This is a genomic window from Bradyrhizobium sp. UNPA324 (genome assembly GCF_006658635.1).
In the GTDB taxonomy this organism is placed as follows: domain Bacteria; phylum Pseudomonadota; class Alphaproteobacteria; order Rhizobiales; family Xanthobacteraceae; genus Bradyrhizobium; species Bradyrhizobium nanningense.
In genome coordinates, this window is the sequence record NZ_LFJD01000004.1 from 876,520 (window position 1) to 894,597 (window position 18,078).

The 18,078-nt window shown below is 64.0% G+C and carries 13 protein-coding genes; 5 read left to right on the forward strand and 8 right to left on the reverse strand.

The window, feature by feature from the left end:
- Positions 1-8: 8 nt before the first annotated feature.
- The gene (locus UNPA324_RS04190) at positions 9-2,300 is read right to left on the reverse strand and encodes a NosR/NirI family protein (protein WP_128921787.1); all 2,292 of its coding nucleotides are present in this window, start codon (positions 2,298-2,300) and stop codon (positions 9-11) included.
- Between the two features lie 180 nt (positions 2,301-2,480).
- Here UNPA324_RS04190 and UNPA324_RS04195 point away from each other — a divergent pair, with 180 nt between their 5' ends.
- Positions 2,481-3,359: a ferritin-like domain-containing protein gene (locus tag UNPA324_RS04195; protein WP_141933652.1), complete on the forward strand. Its 879-nt coding sequence runs from the start codon at positions 2,481-2,483 to the stop codon at positions 3,357-3,359.
- A gap of 38 nt (positions 3,360-3,397) precedes the next feature.
- Here the strand turns inward: UNPA324_RS04195 and UNPA324_RS04200 are convergent, their stop codons facing one another.
- Positions 3,398-4,594 carry a M24 family metallopeptidase gene (locus tag UNPA324_RS04200; RefSeq protein WP_141933654.1) on the reverse strand — a complete coding sequence of 399 codons (1,197 nt, stop codon included), beginning with the start codon at positions 4,592-4,594 and terminating at the stop codon, positions 3,398-3,400.
- 479 nt (positions 4,595-5,073) lie between these two features.
- On the opposite strand from UNPA324_RS04200, the gene UNPA324_RS04205 reads away from it, so the two are divergent.
- The 4 genes from UNPA324_RS04205 (at position 5,074) to UNPA324_RS04220 (ending at position 11,273) form a co-directional block, all read left to right on the forward strand.
- On the forward strand, positions 5,074-6,093 hold the full coding sequence (locus tag UNPA324_RS04205) for a TRAP transporter substrate-binding protein (RefSeq protein ID WP_128921784.1): 1,020 nt from the start codon (positions 5,074-5,076) through the stop codon (positions 6,091-6,093).
- Between the two features lie 15 nt (positions 6,094-6,108).
- Positions 6,109-7,998, forward strand: coding sequence for a TRAP transporter large permease (locus tag UNPA324_RS04210; RefSeq protein WP_141933656.1), 1,890 nt, complete (start codon positions 6,109-6,111; stop codon positions 7,996-7,998).
- Between the two features lie 21 nt (positions 7,999-8,019).
- Positions 8,020-9,669, forward strand: coding sequence for an acyl-CoA synthetase (locus tag UNPA324_RS04215; RefSeq protein WP_181769287.1), 1,650 nt, complete (start codon positions 8,020-8,022; stop codon positions 9,667-9,669).
- Between the two features lie 248 nt (positions 9,670-9,917).
- The gene (locus UNPA324_RS04220; RefSeq protein ID WP_141933659.1) at positions 9,918-11,273 is read left to right on the forward strand and encodes an autotransporter outer membrane beta-barrel domain-containing protein; all 1,356 of its coding nucleotides are present in this window, start codon (positions 9,918-9,920) and stop codon (positions 11,271-11,273) included.
- 69 nt (positions 11,274-11,342) lie between these two features.
- On the opposite strand, the gene UNPA324_RS04225 is transcribed toward UNPA324_RS04220, so the two are convergent.
- The 6 genes from UNPA324_RS04225 to metG form a co-directional block, all read right to left on the reverse strand.
- On the reverse strand, positions 11,343-12,320 hold the full coding sequence (locus UNPA324_RS04225) for a TRAP transporter substrate-binding protein (protein WP_128921780.1): 978 nt from the start codon (positions 12,318-12,320) through the stop codon (positions 11,343-11,345).
- 38 nt (positions 12,321-12,358) lie between these two features.
- Positions 12,359-13,672: a TRAP transporter large permease gene (locus tag UNPA324_RS04230; RefSeq protein ID WP_141933662.1), complete on the reverse strand. Its 1,314-nt coding sequence runs from the start codon at positions 13,670-13,672 to the stop codon at positions 12,359-12,361.
- Positions 13,673-13,674: 2 nt separating this feature from the next.
- Complete coding sequence (locus UNPA324_RS04235) at positions 13,675-14,256, reverse strand: TRAP transporter small permease (RefSeq protein ID WP_141933663.1); 582 nt, start codon at positions 14,254-14,256, stop codon at positions 13,675-13,677.
- A gap of 180 nt (positions 14,257-14,436) precedes the next feature.
- Positions 14,437-15,234, reverse strand: a complete 798-nt coding sequence (locus tag UNPA324_RS04240; protein ID WP_141933665.1) for an MBL fold metallo-hydrolase — start codon at positions 15,232-15,234, stop codon at positions 14,437-14,439.
- A 13-nt stretch (positions 15,235-15,247) separates the two neighbouring features.
- Positions 15,248-16,024: a TatD family hydrolase gene (locus tag UNPA324_RS04245; protein WP_141933667.1), complete on the reverse strand. Its 777-nt coding sequence runs from the start codon at positions 16,022-16,024 to the stop codon at positions 15,248-15,250.
- 12 nt (positions 16,025-16,036) lie between these two features.
- Positions 16,037-18,055 (reverse strand): methionine--tRNA ligase, encoded by a 2,019-nt coding sequence (gene metG / locus UNPA324_RS04250; protein WP_141933669.1) that lies wholly within the window; start codon positions 18,053-18,055, stop codon positions 16,037-16,039.
- Positions 18,056-18,078: the final 23 nt, after the last annotated feature.

The following is an 18,078-nucleotide window of genomic DNA, read 5'->3' on the forward strand; positions in this document are numbered from 1 at the left end:
GCTTCGGTTCAGTTAGGGGGTGGAGAGATGGTGGGTGAAGCGCCAACAGGTTTGCCGCCGGCGGTGATGACGGTCGCGGGACCCTTGCCTGAGCGCATCGTGGGCGAGGACATCGCCGCGAACTTCTCGCGCTTGAGCCGCACCTGGATCATGTGCGGGCAGCGGTGATCGTCGTAATAGAGTTCCTGGCAGTGCATGCAGTAGATGCACTCATTGACGTTGATGTGCCCCTCGGGATGGATCGACTGCACCGGGCATTCCTTGGCGCATCGCTGACAGGGCGAGCCGCATTCCTGCCAGCGCCGCAACCATTCGAAGGTGCGGATGCGGCCGGGGATCGCGAGTGCGGCACCGAGCGGGCACAAGTAGCGGCAGAAGAACCGTTCGATGAACAGGCCGATGACGAGCAGGGCGACAGCGTAGGCCACGAAGGGCCAACTCCGCGAAAACTTCAGGATGATGGCCGTCTTGAACGGTTCGACCTCGGCAAATCGCTCGGCCATATCGACGGAGTAAAGCGACAGGCCGAACAGGCCGAGGAAGATGATGTACTTGATCGGCCATAGCCGTTCGTGCAATCCCCACGGCACGGTTATCTGCGGGACCTTCAGCCATTTGGCGGCCGTGTTGGTCAGCTCCTGGAGCGCGCCAAAAGGACACAGCCAGCCGCAGAACGGGCCGCGGCCCCAGAACAGAAGCCCGCCGGCCGTCGCGGCCCATAGAATGAAGATCAGCGGTGCGGCGAGGAAGAACTCCCAGCGGAAGCCCGTCACCAGCGCATTGGTGAAGGTGACGACGTTGACGACGGAGAGCTGCGCGTTGGCGTACCAGCCAAGCCAAACCAGGACGAGGACGAGATAGCCCCGCCGCACCCAAGTGTACAATACCGGGCGGCGCACGAGCAGGTTCTGGAAGAAGAAGATGCCGGTGAGGGCGGCCAGCATGAATGCGGTGATGCCGATCGAGACAGTGCTCGACCGCCAGATCCGCATCCAAAGCGGCTCATCTGCCTCCGCGGGCGGTGCGGCCGCAGTCGTTGCCTGCGAAGCCGGTGGCGCCGCGTTCTCCGGCACTGTCACCGTGCGCTGCTCGCGGCGTATGTAGCTGTCGGGTAGGGCGTAGCCGAGGTCGAAGGTCAGGAATGCCTTGTCGCGGCCGCCGAGGCTGCGCTGCACCAGCAGCTGAAGCTGCCACGGCTGTGTCGGATCGAGAGTGAACTCGGGAGGGGTGACGAACAGGCCGATTTCTTTGAACTCGGGCGCGCCGACCGCGTCCAGTGCGCCAAGGCGAGTGTGGTTGCGGTCGCGGAAGCGAGTGCTGTTGCCTTCCTGCAGGATCTCGACGCGATCGAAGATGCCGCCGCGGACATAGGCCGAGCCCTTGAAGGAGTAGGCTCCGTTGCCGGCGACGACGATCGCCTGCTGCCCCGGCTTCAAACCGTCCTTCAGCCGTCGATAGCCGTCCTCGCCGAGCAGGCTGCGGCCGATCGTGGGCGCGCTCACGAGCGCGACGTAGAGGTCGATGAAGGTGTCGCCGGCCTCACCTGGCTCGGGATACTGGCTCGCCGCCGCGCTCCCGGATTTCGCAAAGGCATCGTTGATGTCGCCGATGCTGAGATGAAGCCGGCGTATCGACCCGTCGCCGACGAGACCCTCCCAGTCTCGGACTTCGCTGTGTTCGAGATCGAGCGTCTTGATGACGGGGGGCAGGGCTGCGGAAACCGCCGCGCCGTCGCCGCCACCAACGCGACCGCCTCGGATGATCTTGGACGCCGCGCGAACGATACTGTCGCCCATCACCAGCACGGTGACGGTTGCGCCGCTCACGATGTCGACCTGCGGCGGCCGCTCGGCACCGCTTGCGACCGGCTTCATGTCCTTGCCGATCAGCGAGTTCACGGCAGCCACGATACGGGCTTCCGGAATGCCTACCAGCACGATCGGCTCCTTGTGATCGACCAGCTTGATGCCGGTGATGACACCCTTCGGGTCGATCCCAGCCAACAGGTGGATCGGTTTGCCCGAGTAGCCGACAGAATTCGCGAAATCGGAGTTGAGGAAGACGAACCCCTGCAGCTGGTCGCCGCGGTACACTGGCGCGATCGGCGGATCGCCTTGCGGGGGGCCGAAGCGATCCGCTCCCGGGAAAAAGTCCGCGGGGGTGATCTTCGGCAGGTATGTCGGCAAGTCACCGGCGGCGCACGCGGGCGAAATATATGTCAGACAGATTAGCAGCAAGCCGGCGAGCGCTAACGTTGCACGCCTCGCGAAGGCGATATCGTTATCGGGTCGCTTCGACATGTCGATTCAAATGCCATCTGCGCGATCCAACCGGATCGCGTGTGTCTTGTGATTCTTCTTCGATGATTTGTCGCCGCTGACGTGCCACACTCGTCGCACACGTCGACATCTGTCAAGCTGGACCAAAATATTTGTTCCCTCGCGGAACCAGATCATACGTTTGCACCGGGAACCCTCGCCATGCCGCTCTTGCGCACTTCATTGCTCATTGCTGAGCCCGTCGGTGTACTGGAGTCACTCGACGAGCTCTTTGCGCTAGCTCATGCAATGGAGCAGGAAGCGGCCAAAAAATACGATTCTCTTGCTGAAGAGATGCGCGGGCAGGGCAAGGATGATCTGGCGGAGGTGTTCACGCGGCTCGCCGCCGCCGAGCGCGAGCACGTGGACAGTGTGACGCAATGGTCGCAATCGCGCCGCGGCAAGGTCCCGGATTCCGCCATGGTGCGCTGGGAGGCACCGGAAGCACTCGCTCCGGAAGCTGCGGCCGAGGTGAAGACGTCACGATTGATGACGCCGTACCGCGCGCTCGCCATGGCGGTCCGCAACGAGGAGCGCGCCTTCGCCTTCTGGTCCTATCTGGCAGCCTACTCGCATGATCCCGAGGTCAAGAAGGCGTCCGAGGCGATGGCCAAGGAGGAGCTCGGCCACGTCGCCACGCTGCGGAAGGAGAGGCGGCGCGCTTATCATCATGAGCACGACCGGAGCCGCGCCGAGGCACCGACTTCGCCCCGGCCGCCGCAAATCGATGCGCAGAGCCTGGAGCGTCGCCTGATTGCGCAACTCGGCGACATGGAACAACGCCTGAGCGGGCCGGCGGCGGTCCGGATCCGGGACATTCGCCAACAGGCGATCGAGATAGCCGATGCTGCCGCTGGCGTCGGGAGCTTTCCGGCATCCATGGAACGCAAAGGCCCACTCGAGATCGCCGAAGCGCTCGTCGACGGCTACCTCGATGGCGCCGAGCGGTCGACCGACGCCGCCGATCTCGAACGCCTGCAGCAGCTCGCCGAGCGGGCGATCTCAAGACTGGCCTGGCTGCGATCACTCGCGATGGATTAGAGGCAGCCCGCCGCTCACAGCGGGTTCAGCTGCGCCGTTTAGGCGGCGGCGTTCCGGCCCAAATTCCACCCGCGTCCACCTTCGCCGAAAATCTGGTAGCCGCTATCCGTCACGGCAACCGTATCCTCGAGCTTGATGAAGCCGCGCTTTGGATGCTTCATCGTGGTCTCGATTGAGATCACCATGCCGGTTTCGAGAGGGCGGCGGGCGTCGCCGTCGTCGTAGGGAACCGGACCCGTTGCGGTCAGGCGAGGGGCCTCGTGGCTGACGAGGCCCATGCCGTGGGCGAGGAAATCCGTGCAGTCGCGTTGGGTGATCTGCGCAAGCTGGCGCTCGGCCGCAACATAGATGTCGCCGCCCATCGCGCCCGGCCTGACCGCAGCAAAGGCGGCTCGCTGGACCGCCTCGATCTCGGCCAGATAGTCCTTCAACTCGGCATCCGGCTCGCCCAGGACCGCCATGCGCGCGACGTCGCCGATATAGCCGCGATAATTGCCACCGGAATCCAGCGACAACACCTCACCTTGCTCCCAGCGCTGCGATGACGGCGCCCGATTATGGCTGCTGCCGCAGGCAAGCAGGCAATACTCGAAGGTCAGGCCGCGGTTGGCTTCCGCAAGGCGCAACGCATCCGACAATTGCTGTTTGGTCGTACCCCGACCGTGACCACGGATCACTGCCAACATGGATGCAATGACGAGCTCGGACGCCGTCTTCAACTTCGCCAATTCCTCCGCCGATTTGACTGCTCGCAGCCGCTCCAGCACCACCACCGCGTCCTTGAGCTCGGCGCCGGGCAGGGCGTCGGCCAGCACCTTTCCTGCATCCATCGGCATGAACGGCATCTCGACCCCGACCCGCTTCGAGGGCACGCCTGCCTGACGGATCAGCTCTGCGGCGCGCTGGACGGCGTCCATTGAGCCATTCGATTCGGTCCGGACCAACGGCACCCAAGGCGGCGCGACGGTGCGCTGGTGGGTTTCCAGCCGGTGCCCGACATAGATCGACTTCTCCGGAGCGCCCTTGGCATAGACCAGCACCGGCAGATAGCGGCTGACACCCAAGGCATCCATGTAGTCGAAGAAGATCGCCCGTTCGGCCCCCAGCAAGTATTGGACGTTGTGCTTGGAAGTCGCGATCAGGACGTCGAGGCCAGCCGCCTCCATGAGACGGTCGAGCTTGGCGGTATCGAACGGAATGGCGCGCGAGGCGGCACGAGCAACAGTTTCCTGCATGACGGACCTCCGGGTCACCGCTGATTTGATCTTACCTGGACTCCTGTCCGCGACTCCGAGTTAACCGCCGGATGGTCGGTTAGCTCCAGATGTGGGCTGGAAGGAGGGTTCCTAATGGCTCAAGCGGCCGGCCGGCCGATCCACCTCACGCCTAATCCGTAATTCGCATAAGGTATATTATGGAATATATTTATCTACAATCAGATCAATTATTTAGGGAGAATTTCTGTCACAGCACCTTCGCTTAGGCCCGGTTGTCGGTTTGCGCCTCGACCGTCGGCCTGGCTCCTTACGGCTACTGCGCATGGGGTTGTTTTTCAGATTTTGAATCGGCTCGATGTCTCCGAAAGCCGATATTGCCGGGACCTTGTCCGGCTGCAATAAGCGAGGCCTCGCGAGATCGCAGATGACCTTCAGGCCTTCCGTCCGTATAGGTTTGCGTCTCAGAACAACAACAAACCTTCCGAGGAAGCAGACCCATGAGCTTTTCCCGACGCACGCTTCTCAAGGCCTCCGCCGCGACCGCGGTCCTGGGCGGCCTCAGTGCGCCCCATGTGGCCCGCGCAGAGAGCGCCGAGTTCATCTACAAGTACGCCAATAACCTGCCCGACACCCATCCGCTGAATGTGCGCGCCAAGGAGATGGCAGCTGCGATCAAGAGCGAGACCAACGGCAAGTTCGACCTCCAGATCTTCCCGAACAACCAGCTCGGGTCCGACACCGACATGCTGAGCCAGATCCGCTCCGGCGGCGTCGAGTTCTTCACGCTGTCGGGCCTGATCCTGTCGACCCTGGTGCCGGCCGCGTCCATCAACGGCATCGGCTTCGCATTCCCGGACTACGACACGGTCTGGAAGGCCATGGATGGCGACCTCGGCGGCTTCGTCCGCGGCGAGATCAAGAAGGCCGGCCTCGAGGTCATGGACAAGATCTGGGATAACGGCTTCCGCCAGACCACGTCGTCGACCAAGCCGATCACCGGCCCTGATGACCTCAAGGGTTTCAAGATCCGCGTGCCGGTGTCGCCGCTATGGACCTCGATGTTCAAGGCGTTCGACGCGGCGCCCGCCTCGATTAATTTCAGCGAGGTGTATTCCGCGCTGCAGACCAAGATCGTCGAAGGCCAGGAGAATCCGCTGGCGATCATCTCGACCGCCAAGCTCTACGAGGTGCAGAAATACTGCTCGCTGACCAACCACATGTGGGACGGCTTCTGGTTCCTGGCCAACCGCAGAGCCTGGGAAAAGCTGCCGCAGGATGTGCGCACAATCGTCGCCAAGAACATTAACGCCGCTGCGGTCAAGGAGCGTGAGGACACCGCCAAGCTCAATGCCAATTTGCAGCAAGAGCTCGCAGGCAAGGGTCTGACCTTCAATCAGCCGGCCGTGGCGCCGTTCCGCGACAAGCTGCGCACCGCCGGCTTCTATGCCGAGTGGAAGGGCAAGTATGGCGATCAGGCCTGGGACCTCCTGGAAAAGGCCGTCGGCAAGCTGTCGTAACGCGTTGGGGCCATCATGGCTCATGTCGAGGTCGAGGTGACCGGAGTGGTGGGCGAGGCGGCGTTGCAGTCCCCTCGCCGACCTTCGCTGCTGGCTTCGCTCGAGCGCGTGCTCGGTCTGGTCGTCGAAATCCCGGCGGCGATCCTGGTCGTCGCCGAGGTCGTGATCCTGTTTGCCGGCGTGGTCGCGCGCTACGGCTTGCACCGGCCGCTGATCTGGTCGGACGAGCTCGCCTCGATCCTGTTCCTGTGGCTCGCCATGCTGGGCGCGGCGGTCGCATTCCGCCGCTCCGAGCACATGCGCATGACCGCAATCGTCGCCAGCGCGCGGCCGGCCATGCGGGCCTATCTCGATCTGGTCGCGACCTGTGCGGCCCTGGCCTTTCTGGTCCTGATCGTCTGGCCCGCCTGCGACTACGCCTATGAGGAAAGTTACATCACGACGCCGGCGCTCCAGATCTCCAATTTGTGGCGCGCCGCCGCGCTGCCGGCCGGCATCGGCCTGATGGCGGCGTTTGCCTTGCTGCGGCTGCTGCGCGCGGCCGATTGGCGGATGGTGGCTGCCGCCGTCATCTCCGTTGCCGTTGTGATCGGCCTGTTCTGGCTGGCGGAGTCTTACTTGCGGCCGCTCGGCAATCTCAACCTGGTGATCTTCTTCGTCGGCGTCGCCGGCTTCTGCGTCTTCGCCGGCGTTCCCATTGCGTTCGGCTTTGGCCTTGCGATCTTCGGCTATCTCGCGCTGACCACGCGTACGCCCGTGATGGTGCTGGTCGGGCGGATGGACGAGGGCATGAGCCACCTCATCCTGCTCTCGGTGCCGCTGTTCGTGTTCCTGGGGCTGCTGATCGAGATGACCGGCATGGCGCGGGCCATGGTGGCGTTCCTGGCCAGCCTGCTCGGCCATGTCCGCGGCGGCCTGCACTACGTTCTGGTCGGCGCTATGTATCTGGTCTCCGGCATATCAGGCGCCAAGGCCGCCGACATGGCGGCGGTTGCCCCTGTGCTGTTTCCGGAGATGAAGCAGCGCGGCGCCAAGCCCGGCGACCTCGTCGCGCTTCTGGCGGCGACCGGCGCCCAAACCGAGACCATTCCGCCGAGCCTCGTGCTGATCACGATCGGCTCGGTGACGGGCGTGTCGATCGCTGCGCTGTTCACCGGCGGACTCTTGCCCGGCGTCGTGCTCGCGATCACGCTCTGCTTGCTGGTGTGGTGGCGCTACCGCCACGAGGACATGAGCCATGTCCGCCGCGCCACGGGCAGCGAGATCGGCAAAACGTTCATCGTCGCCCTGCCCGCGCTCGCGCTGCCGTTCGTGATCCGCTACGCTGTGGTCGAGGGCATCGCGACCGCAACCGAGGTCTCCACCATCGGCATCGTCTATGGCGCCCTGGTCGGCCTCCTGGTCTATCGCCGGTTCGACTGGCGACGGCTGCTTCCGATGCTGGTCGAGACCGCGGCGCTGTCGGGCGCCATCCTGCTGATCATCGGCACGGCGACCGGCATGGCCTGGGGCCTTACCCAATCAGGCTTCTCGCGCTCGCTGGCCGCGGCCATGACCGGATTGCCGGGGGGAGCTGCGACCTTCATCGCCGTCTCGATCCTGGCCTTCACCATCCTCGGCAGCGTGCTGGAAGGCATCCCGGCGATCGTGCTGTTCGGACCGCTGCTGTTTCCGATCGCCCGGGCCGTCGGCGTGCACGAGGTGCACTACGCTATGGTGATCATCCTCGCCATGGGGATCGGACTATTCGCACCGCCGTTCGGGGTCGGCTATTATGCCGCCTGCGCCATCGGACGCGTCGATCCGGCCGAGGGCATCCGGCCGATCTGGGGTTATCTGCTGGCGCTGCTGGTGGGATTGATCGTCGTCGCGATCTTCCCCTGGATTTCGATCGGATTCCTTTGAGGCGTTTTGAGGAGAGTGTCGATGAGTGAGCGGCAGAACCAGTACAATATCGGCCTCGACAAGACACCCGCCAACTACGTGCCGCTGAGCCCCTTGAGCTTCCTCGCGCGCAGCGCCGCGGTCTATCCCGATCACGTCAGCACGGTCTATGAGGGCCGCAGCTTCACCTGGGCTGAGACCTATGAGCGTTGCAGGCGTTTTGCGTCCTGGCTCGCGCGCAAGGGGATCGGCGTCGGCGACACCGTCGCTGCGATGCTGCCGAACATCCCGGCGATGAACGATGCGCATTTCGCCGTGCCCATGACCGGCGCCGTGCTCAACGCGCTGAACATCCGCCTCGATGCGCCATCGATCGCGTTCCAGCTCGACCACGGCGGCGCGAAGATCATCCTGGTCGATCCCGAGTTCTCGGGTGTGATCACCGACGCGCTTGCGCAGATGACGGGCCCCAGGCCGCTCGTGGTCGACGTCGACGACGCATCGTTCAAGGGCGGCAGCCGCATCGGCGAGATCGAGTATGAGGCGGCGGTCGCGCAAGGCGATCCTAACTTCGCGGCGATCACGCCGAGCGACGAATGGGACGCGATCGCGCTAAGCTACACCTCGGGCACGACAGGCAATCCCAAGGGCGTCGTCACCCATCATCGCGGCGCGTATCTGAACGCTGTCAGCAACATTCTCGCCGGCAATCTCGGCCAACATCCGGTCTATCTCTGGACGCTGCCGATGTTCCACTGCAACGGCTGGTGCTTCCCGTGGACCATCGCGGCCGCCGCCGGCATCAATGTCTGCCTGCGCAAGGTCGAGCCGACCAAAATCTTCGAGCTGATCAAGAGCCACGGCGTCACCCACATGTGCGGCGCGCCGATCGTCTACAACACGCTGATCAACGCGCCCGATGCGCCCAAAGGCAAAGCGGCCCGCCGCGTCGTCGGCCTGATCGCCGGCGCTGCGCCGCCGGTCACGGTGCTGGAAGGCGCCGAAAGCATCGGCATCAAGCTGACGCATGTCTACGGCCTGACCGAGGTCTACGGCCCCGCCTCGGTCTGCGCCGAGCAGCCCGGCTGGGACGAGCTGCCGCCTGCTGAACGCGCGCGCATGAAGCGCCGGCAGGGCGTGCCCTACCCCCTCGAGGAAAACGTCACCGTCATCAATCCGCAGACCATGCAGGAGGTGCCGCGCGACGGCGAGACCATCGGCGAGGTCATGTTCCGCGGCAACATCGTGATGAAGGGCTATCTCAAGAATGAGAAGGCGACCAAGGAAGCCTTCGAAGGCGGCTGGTTTCACACCGGCGATCTCGGCGTGCTCGACGAGCATGGCTACGTCATCATCAAGGATCGTTGCAAGGACATCATCATCTCCGGCGGCGAAAACATCTCTTCCGTCGAGGTCGAGGACATCCTCTACAAGCACCCGGCCGTGCTGTTCGCCGCCGTGGTCGCAAAGCCCGATCCGAAATGGGGCGAAGTGCCTTGCGCCTTCGTCGAGCTGAAGGACGGCGCAAGCGCCAGCGAAGCCGACATCATCGCGTTCTGCCGCAGCCACATGTCGGGCTTCAAGACGCCGAAGGCGGTGGTGTTCGGACCGATCCCGAAGACCTCGACCGGCAAGATCCAGAAATTCCTGCTGCGCAACGAGGTCGGATCGGCGAAGGCGATCTCGGCCTGAGGCGATCCGGCTCAGACACATTTGGAAACATTGACTACGTCTTCGCGGCAAGCGCGCCTCGTCCGACATCGTTTGCGCGCATCCGGCGACATCGAGACACGCCAGGAAAAGATTGGAAAGCGTTAGAGACGCATTTACGATTCCACTTCACCGGATTCGCTGATTCCAGATGATTTGCCGTGCGGGCTGCGCGGCTGGCGACCGGCGCGGTTGGGGCGCTTCATGCGGTTGGTGTCGTGAGCACGGACGTGCGTGTGCGTCTGGCGCTGCTGCTATCGGCGGCCTGCCTGCTGCTGCCGAACGCGGCCGCGGCGCAAGCCATGCGCGAGTTCGGCGCATTTGCGGGCACGCAAGGATTTGGGCCCGGCAGTCCGAATGCTCCAGGGTACAACAATGTCTCCGGCACAGGATTTGGCGGCCCGCAACCGGCAGGTTTGCCGGGGGCGTCGTTCGGCAACGGCGGCGGTGGCGGCGTGCAGCCCGCCTATGGCTGGAATGCCGAACCGCCCGGACTTGCCGGCGCGGCACGCTTCGGCATGCGGCAGGCCTTCGGCGGCAGCGCCGATCGCGTGCCGCAGGCCGAGACGGCACAGGCCACGTTTCTGGCGATGACGCAGTTCACACAGACCCTGCTCGATCCCGCCATTGATGGGCGCGGCGTCGGGCCCGCCGAGGTCGACGCGGAGCTCACGGCCTACGCCGATATCGGCAACGATCGGACCCATGGCGGTATCGGACGCGAAGCCTATGGCGCGATCTACGGCAAGCCTTCGCCCGCCGCCCCGCACTGGCGCACATGGGCTGCCGGTTTTGGCGGTTCGCAGGTGTCGACCGGCGGCAACGGATCGGCCACCCGGAGTTTTGGCACGGTGGCCGGGGCCGATTATTCTCTCTCGCCGCAGACCCGCATGGGGTTTGCCCTCGCCGGCGGCGGCACCGGCTTTGCGAGTAACTTCTCGAGCGGTCGCTCCGACCTGTTCCAGGCCGGCGGCTTTCTCAGGCACGCGGCTGGGCCGGCCTATGTCACGACCGCGCTCGCTTACGGCTGGCAGGCCATCACCGGCGACTATCAGGTCACCCCGGTCGGCACGGACCAGCTCAGCGCAGCGGTCAATGCCAATGCCTATTCCGGCCGCCTCGAAGGCGGTTATCGTTTGGCCACGCGCTGGCTTGGCATCACACCCTATGCTGCCGCGCAGATCACCAACTTCCGCCTGCCCTCCAATACGCCGCAGCCGGCCTCCGTGGCCGACAGATTCCCGATGGCGGCCGGTAGCAACAGCTTCACCGACAGCCGCACCGAGCTCGGGCTGCGTGCGAGCACGTCCGCCACGCTGTTCGGCAGCGTGATGAGCCTGCGCGGACGGCTCGCCTGGGCCCATGATTTCAACGCAGGACAATCGATTCCAGCGGCGTTCCAGTCCTTGCCGGGCCGGGGATTTGTCGCTGGCAGCGTGTCATTGGCGCCGAACGCGGCGCTGGCGGGCGTTGCAGTCGAGCTACGCGACCTCAACGGCTGGTCCGCCACAGCGAACTTCGACAGCGAAGTGTCGGACCTCGTACGCTCTTATACCGGCAGGGCCACGCTGCGCTATGCATGGTGACCCTGCCCCGCGATCGAGCGCCTAGCTTCCGCCAACGCCGGAAGACGCTGGACGGAAGGCGGCCCGTGCTCACATCTTCTTGTAGGCGTCGACGATCGCCTGACCATCGGCGCCGGCCTTCTTGAGCCAGTCGGCCGTGAGCTGTTCGCCGATCTTCTGGAATCCGGCCTTCAGCGCCGGGCTCGGCGGCTCGACATTCATGCCTTTTGCCTTGAGCTGGTCGAGGTACCAGGTGCTCTTGTCCTGCCAGGCCTTCCAGCCGCGGGTTTCCGCCGTTGCCGCCGCCTTGAGGATGGCCTCCTGGGTCGGCTTGTCGAGTGCGTCGAACGCGGCCTTGTTGACGAAGGTGTAGTCCTTGGGAATCCAGGCCTGCACGTCATAGAAATACTTCAGCGACTCCCAGGCCTTCGCGTCGTAGCCCGTGCCGCCCGACGACATGAAGGAGTTCACGACGCCGGTCGCCAGCGCCTGCGGCAGTTCAGCAGCCTGGATCGTGACCGACTGCGCGCCGACCAGTTCGCCGATGCGCGCGGTCCCGACGTTATAGGCGCGCCATTTCAGGCCCTTCATGTCCTCGATCGTGGCGAGTGGCTTGTTGACGTAGACGCCTTGCGGCGCCCACGGCACGACGAACAGCAGCTTGAGACCCTGCGCATCGAGCTTCTTGGCGATCGCGGGCTTGGAGGCCTGATACAGCTTCATCGCGTCGGGGAAGCTGGTTGCCAGGAACGGCACGACGTCGACGCCGAACAGCGGATCCTCGTTCTCGTGGATCGAGAGCAGCACTTCGCCCATCTGCGCCTGCCCGGTCACCACCGCGCGCTTGATGTCGGGTGCCTTGAACAGCGAAGCGCCGGGATGGACCGTGATCTGCAGCTTGCCCGACGTTGCGGCTTCGACGTCCTTGGCGAAAGCGATCAGGTTTTCGGAGTGCGGATTGTCGGCGGGATAGGCCGCCGGCAGATTCCATTTGGTCTGGGCCAAAGCGGGCGTTGCCGCGAGAATTGCGCAGGCAATCAGGCCCGCACCGATGCAACGAGACTTCATTTAACTTCTCCTCCCGGTCAAATTGAAAGCGTGGCTTGTCAGTCTGGGAAAGCGAGCTTGGGCAGGAACATCACGATCTCAGGATATTCCGTGATGATGAACACGGAGGCGAGCAGCAGAACGAAGAACGGGAAGGCCGCCCGCGCGACGGTGAACGTGTCGCGTCCGCTCATGTTCTGGAGCACGAACAGATTGAAGCCGACCGGCGGGGTGATCTGCGCCATCTCGACATGGATGATGAGATAGACGCCGAACCAGACCAGATCGAGCCCGGCCTGCTTGACCATCGGCAGCACGATGACGGCGGTCAGGACGATCATCGAGATTCCGTCGATCAGGCATCCCAGGATGATGTACATGACGCTGAGATAAAGCGCGAGCATCCCCGGTGTGAGCTGTTGCCCCTGAACCCAAGTGGCGAGTGCGGCCGGAATGCCCGTATAGGCCATTGCGGCCGTGGTGTAGGCCGCGCCTGCCAGGATCAGCATGATCATGCAGGTCAGGCGCGTGGCGCTCATGATGCTCTCGAGAAAATTCTTGCGCGTGAGCGTGCCGCTCCACCAGGCCAGCAGCAATGCGCCGGTGACACCCCAGGCCGCGCATTCGGTTGCGGTCGCAAAGCCGAGCACGAGCGAGAGGAAGACCGCGAAGATCAGCAGCAGGCACGGCACGAGCTTGGCGGACTCCCGCAGCTTTTGGCGAAACGGCATCGGCGGATCGCGCGGAGGAACCTTGCTGGGATTTAGCAGCGACCAGATGATGATGTAGCCGGAATAGAGCACCATCACGAGCACGCCAGGCAGGAATCCCCCGAGGAACACCTGCAGCACGGAGACATTCGCCGTGACCGCGTAGACCACCATCGGGATCGAGGGTGGGATCAGCAGGCCGAGGGTGCCCGATCCTGCGAGCGATCCGAGGCTCAGGCCTTTGTCGTAGCCGCGCTTGTCGAGTTCGGGCAGCGCGATCTTGCCGATCGTCGCACAGGTCGCGGCCGAAGAACCCGACACCGCCGCGAAGATACCGCAGCCGATCACGTTGACATGGGTCAGGCGCCCGGGAAGCCACTGGACCCAGGGCGACAATCCCCGGAACATTTCTTCCGACAATTTGGTGCGGAAGAGGATTTCGCCCATCCAGATGAACAGCGGCAATGCGGCCAGCGTCCAGGACGCGCTTGCACTCCACGTGGTGGTCGCAAGCACTGCGCCGAGCGGCAGGCTGGTCGTCAGCGCCATCGCCACGAAGCCGACGAGACCGAGCGAGACCGCGATCCAGATCCCGCTGCCAAGCAGCAGGATCATGACGCCGAGCAGGATGAAGGAGAGCTCGATCATGCCGAGATTGGCCATGGTCAACCTCCGCCGCCCTGCGAGATGCGCTCGATGAATTCGTCCGGCGTTTCGTCCGGCGAGCCCAGCTCGTAGCTCGGCCGGTTGCCGACGACGACGTTGACCATCTCGTCGATGAGCGCGATCGACAAGATCGCAAGACCGCCGGCGAAACTGAGCTGGGGAATCCAGAGCGGAAGCGCGACCACGCCCTGCGCCACATCGTTGAAGCGCCAGGAATCATAGGTCATCTGCACGGCATATCGGGTAAAATAGAGGATGAAGGCGGTGGCGATACCCAGCGCCACGATCTCAGCGATCTGCTTGGTCCGCCCGTGCAGCCGTTCCAGCAGCAGGCCGACGCGGATCATCTCTCCCCGCTTGAAGGTATGGGCAAGGCCTAGGAAAGCCATCGCGGCCATGCACCAGGACGCGAAATCATCGCCGGCGGGAATGTTGATCGCAAATTGGCGCCCGACCGACATGACCATCATGATTGCAAAGATCGCAACCAGGAAGATGCCGGCGGCGTAGCCTGCCCCGAGATAAAGGAGATCGAGCGCGCGGCGCAGCAATCCCCCAGCCGTTACGTCGTCCCCTGCCACACCATCCCCATCATCGCACGAGGCGATTCAGCCGACCCCGACGTTCACAAATCGCTCGTCGCAGATCCTGGCTCAATATCGCCCTTGGCCAACGCCCTGTCTTTCAGACGTTAGATCAACATGATGCAGCCGATGCAAGCAAGGACTATGCCTGCCCGCGGCGGAATTTCCACCGCAGGTTCAATGCGTCTCCAGGCGCAGCCCGTCAAAGGCGGGCACGACGCCCGCGGGCAGCGATTGCCGGATCACCTCGTAATCGACGTCGGCGGTCATGTTGGTGATGACCGCACGCTTCGGCTTGAACCGTTCGATCCAGGACAGCGCGTCGTTGATGCTGAAATGGCTGACATGGCTGGTGTAGCGCAGGCCGTCGACGATCCAGAGGTCCAGATTTTCCAGCGCGCCCCAGCTCTCGCGCGGGATGTCGTTGAGGTCGGGTGTGTAGGCTGCATCCCCGATGCGATAGCCGAGTGCGGGAATGTTGCCATGCTGCACCAGAAAGGCCGTCATCGTCACCGCGCCCCCCTTCCCCAGGATGGTCTGGCTTTCGCCCGCCTCGATTGAATGCCGCGTCAGGATCGGCGGATAGTCGCTGCCCTCCGGCGAGATGAAGCAATAGGAGAACCGCGACAGGATGTCCTTGGCGGTCGACTGGTTGAAATAGGCCGGGATGCGGCGGCGCATGTGCATCACGACCGGACGCAAATCGTCCATGCCGTGGGTCTGATCGGCGTGCTCATGCGTCAGGAACACCGCGTCGATGTGATCGACATTGGTCGAGAGCAATTGCTCGCGCAAGTCCGGCGAGGTGTCGATCACGATGCGCGTGGTGCCGTGCTCGGAGGTCCGTTCGACCAGCAGCGAGCAGCGGCGACGGCGGTTCTTGGGATTGTTGGGATCGCAGGCGCCCCAGCCGAGCGCCGGGCGCGGCACGCCGGCGGAGGAGCCGCAGCCCAGGATCGTCAGCGTCAGCGTCATGCGGCTCCCAATTTCAAGCTTTCACTTTCGAGAACAGGCGGAAGAAGTTTTCGCTGGTTTGACGCGAGATCTCGTCAAACGACACACCGCGCGTCTCGGCCAGCACCTTTGCGACCTCGACCACATAAGCGGGCTCGTTGCGTTTGCCGCGGAACTTGCCCGGCGCAAGATAGGGCGAGTCGGTTTCGACCAGGATGCGGTCCGACGGCAGTTCGGCGGCAAGCGCGCGCAAGGTCTCCGACTTCTTGAAGGTCAGGATTCCCGTGAAACCAATATAGAGCCCGAGCGATACCGCCTTCAGCGCCAGTTCGCGCCCGCCTGTATAGCAATGCAGCACGGCGCGAAACGATCCGCGTGCCGCCTCGTCTTCCAGGATGCGGGCGCAGTCTTCGTCGGCTTCGCGGGTGTGGATCACGAGCGGCAGGCCGGTGGCGCGAGCGGCGGCGATGTGGGCGCGAAAGCCCCTCGCCTGCGCCTCTGGCGAGCCGTTGTCGTAGAAATAGTCGAGCCCGGCCTCGCCGAGCGCAACGACTTTGGGATGCTGCGTCAACGCAATCAGTTCGCCCGATGCGATACCGTCCTCCTCATCCGCATGGTGCGGATGGGTGCCGACCGAGCAATAGACGTCGTCATAGCGTTCGGCGATGGCGAGAAGCTGATTCAGCTTTCGAACCCGAGTCGAGATCGTGACCATGCGCCCGATCCCGGCCGCGCGTGCCCGCGATACGATTCCGTCGAGATCTTCCGCAAAGTCCGGAAAATCCAGATGGCAATGGCTGTCGATCAGCATCGGCGAATGCCTCTAAGCCGCCGGCTCAATGTAGCGCGGGAACGCCGGCGTCGGAGCCGGCAGCGTCGAGCCGGGCGCGATGCGTTTAGCCCCGCCGAGCATGCCGAAGCTGCGCTCGTCCTCGGGGATGCCGAGGCTGTCGAGCAGCTTGCTAGAAGCCGCCGGCATCGCGGGCTGAGCCAGGATCGCGATCTGGCGCACGACCTCGGAGGTGACGTAGAGCACCGTCTTCTGCCTGGCCGGATCGGTCTTGGCGAGCGCCCACGGCGCCTCGCCCGCGAAATAGCGGTTGGCCTCCGCGACCACGGCCCAGACGGCGTTGAGCCATTGATGGATCTGCTGCGTCGCCATGGCCTCGCGTGACGCGGCTACCATGCCGTCGGCCATCGACAGGATCGCCTTGTCGTTGTCGCTGAACTCGCTGGGCTCGGGCAGCACGCCGCCAAGCTGCTTGGCGATCATCGACAGCGAGCGTTGCGCCAGGTTACCGAGATCGTTGGCGAGGTCCGCGTTGATGCGCGCGACGATGGCTTCGTGGTTGTAATTGCCGTCCTGTCCGAACGGCACCTCGCGCAGGAAGAAATAGCGCATCTGGTCGACGCCATACTGGTCGGCGAGGTTGAAGGGATCGACGACGTTGCCGACCGACTTCGACATCTTCTCGCCCCTGTTGAACAGGAAGCCGTGGGCATAGACCCGCTTCGGCAGCGGGATTCCGGCCGACAGCAGGAACGCCGGCCAGTAGACCGCGTGGAAACGGATGATGTCCTTGCCGATGATGTGCACGTCGGCCGGCCAGTAACGCCAGTTCTTGTCGCTCTCATCGGGGAAGCCGACGCCGGTGATGTAGTTGGTCAGCGCGTCGACCCAGACATACATTACGTGCTCTTCGTCGCCGGGCACCTTCACCCCCCAGTCGAACGTCGTGCGTGAGATCGAGAGATCGCGGAGACCGCCCTTGACGAAACTCATTACTTCGTTGCGGCGCGAATCCGGGCCGATGAAATCGGGGTGGTCCGTGTACAGCTTGAGCAGCTTGTCCTGATAGGCCGACAGGCGGAAGAAGTAGCTCTTCTCCTCGACCCATTCGACCGGCGTGCCCTGCGGTCCTAACCGCACGCCGTCATCGTTCAGGCGCGTCTCGTCCTCGGCGTAATAGGCCTCGTCGCGCACCGAATACCAGCCGGCATAGGTGTCGGCATAGATGTCGCCGTTCGCCTCCATGCGCCGCCAGATCTCCTGGCTGGAGCGATGATGCTGCTCCTCGGTGGTGCGGATGAAGCGGTCGAACGACACGTTCAGACGCTCGTCCATCTCCTTGAAGCGGCCGGCATTGCGGCTGGCGAGCGCGGAGACGGACATGTTCTCACCGGCCGCGGTCTGGACCATTTTCTGGCCGTGCTCGTCGGTCCCGGTCAGGAAGAACACGTCCTTGCCGTCGAGCCGCGCAAAGCGCGCCAGCGCGTCGGTCGCAATCGCCTCATAGGCGTGGCCGATATGCGGGCTGCCGTTGGGATAGGCGATCGCGGTCGTGATGTAGAAGACGTTGTCGCGCGCGGGGGCGGCAACGGGCGCTGCAGCCTTTGGTGCAGCTACGGGCGCCGGAGCTTGCGGAGCTGCGGGGGCCTTCGGCGCGCGCGGTGCCTTCGGCTTCGCAGCTTTCGGCGGCGCAACGACGGGAGCCGGCGCCGCGATCGCAGCTGGCGGTGTTACCCTGACCTTCTCGGCCACCTTCTTCGCCGGAATCGTGGTTGGCTTCTTGGTTGGTTTTTTGGCTGGCTTCTTGGTCGCTTTCTTCACCGCCTTCTTGGCGACGACCTGCTTCTTCGCGGCCTTCTTGCCGACCTTCTTTGTCGTCTTCGCGGCGCTCTTCTTCACGCCCTTCTTGGCGGCAGTCTTCTTCGACTTCGCGGCCTTCTTGACGTTCTTGGCAGCTTTGCGCGCACGCGCCTTCACAGCCGTCTTTGCGGCCTTCTTCGCAGCCTTCTTGCGGCCCTTGCCTTTAGCGGTTTTCTTAGCTCGCGTTGCCACGACGAATTCCTTTACCGGCTTCT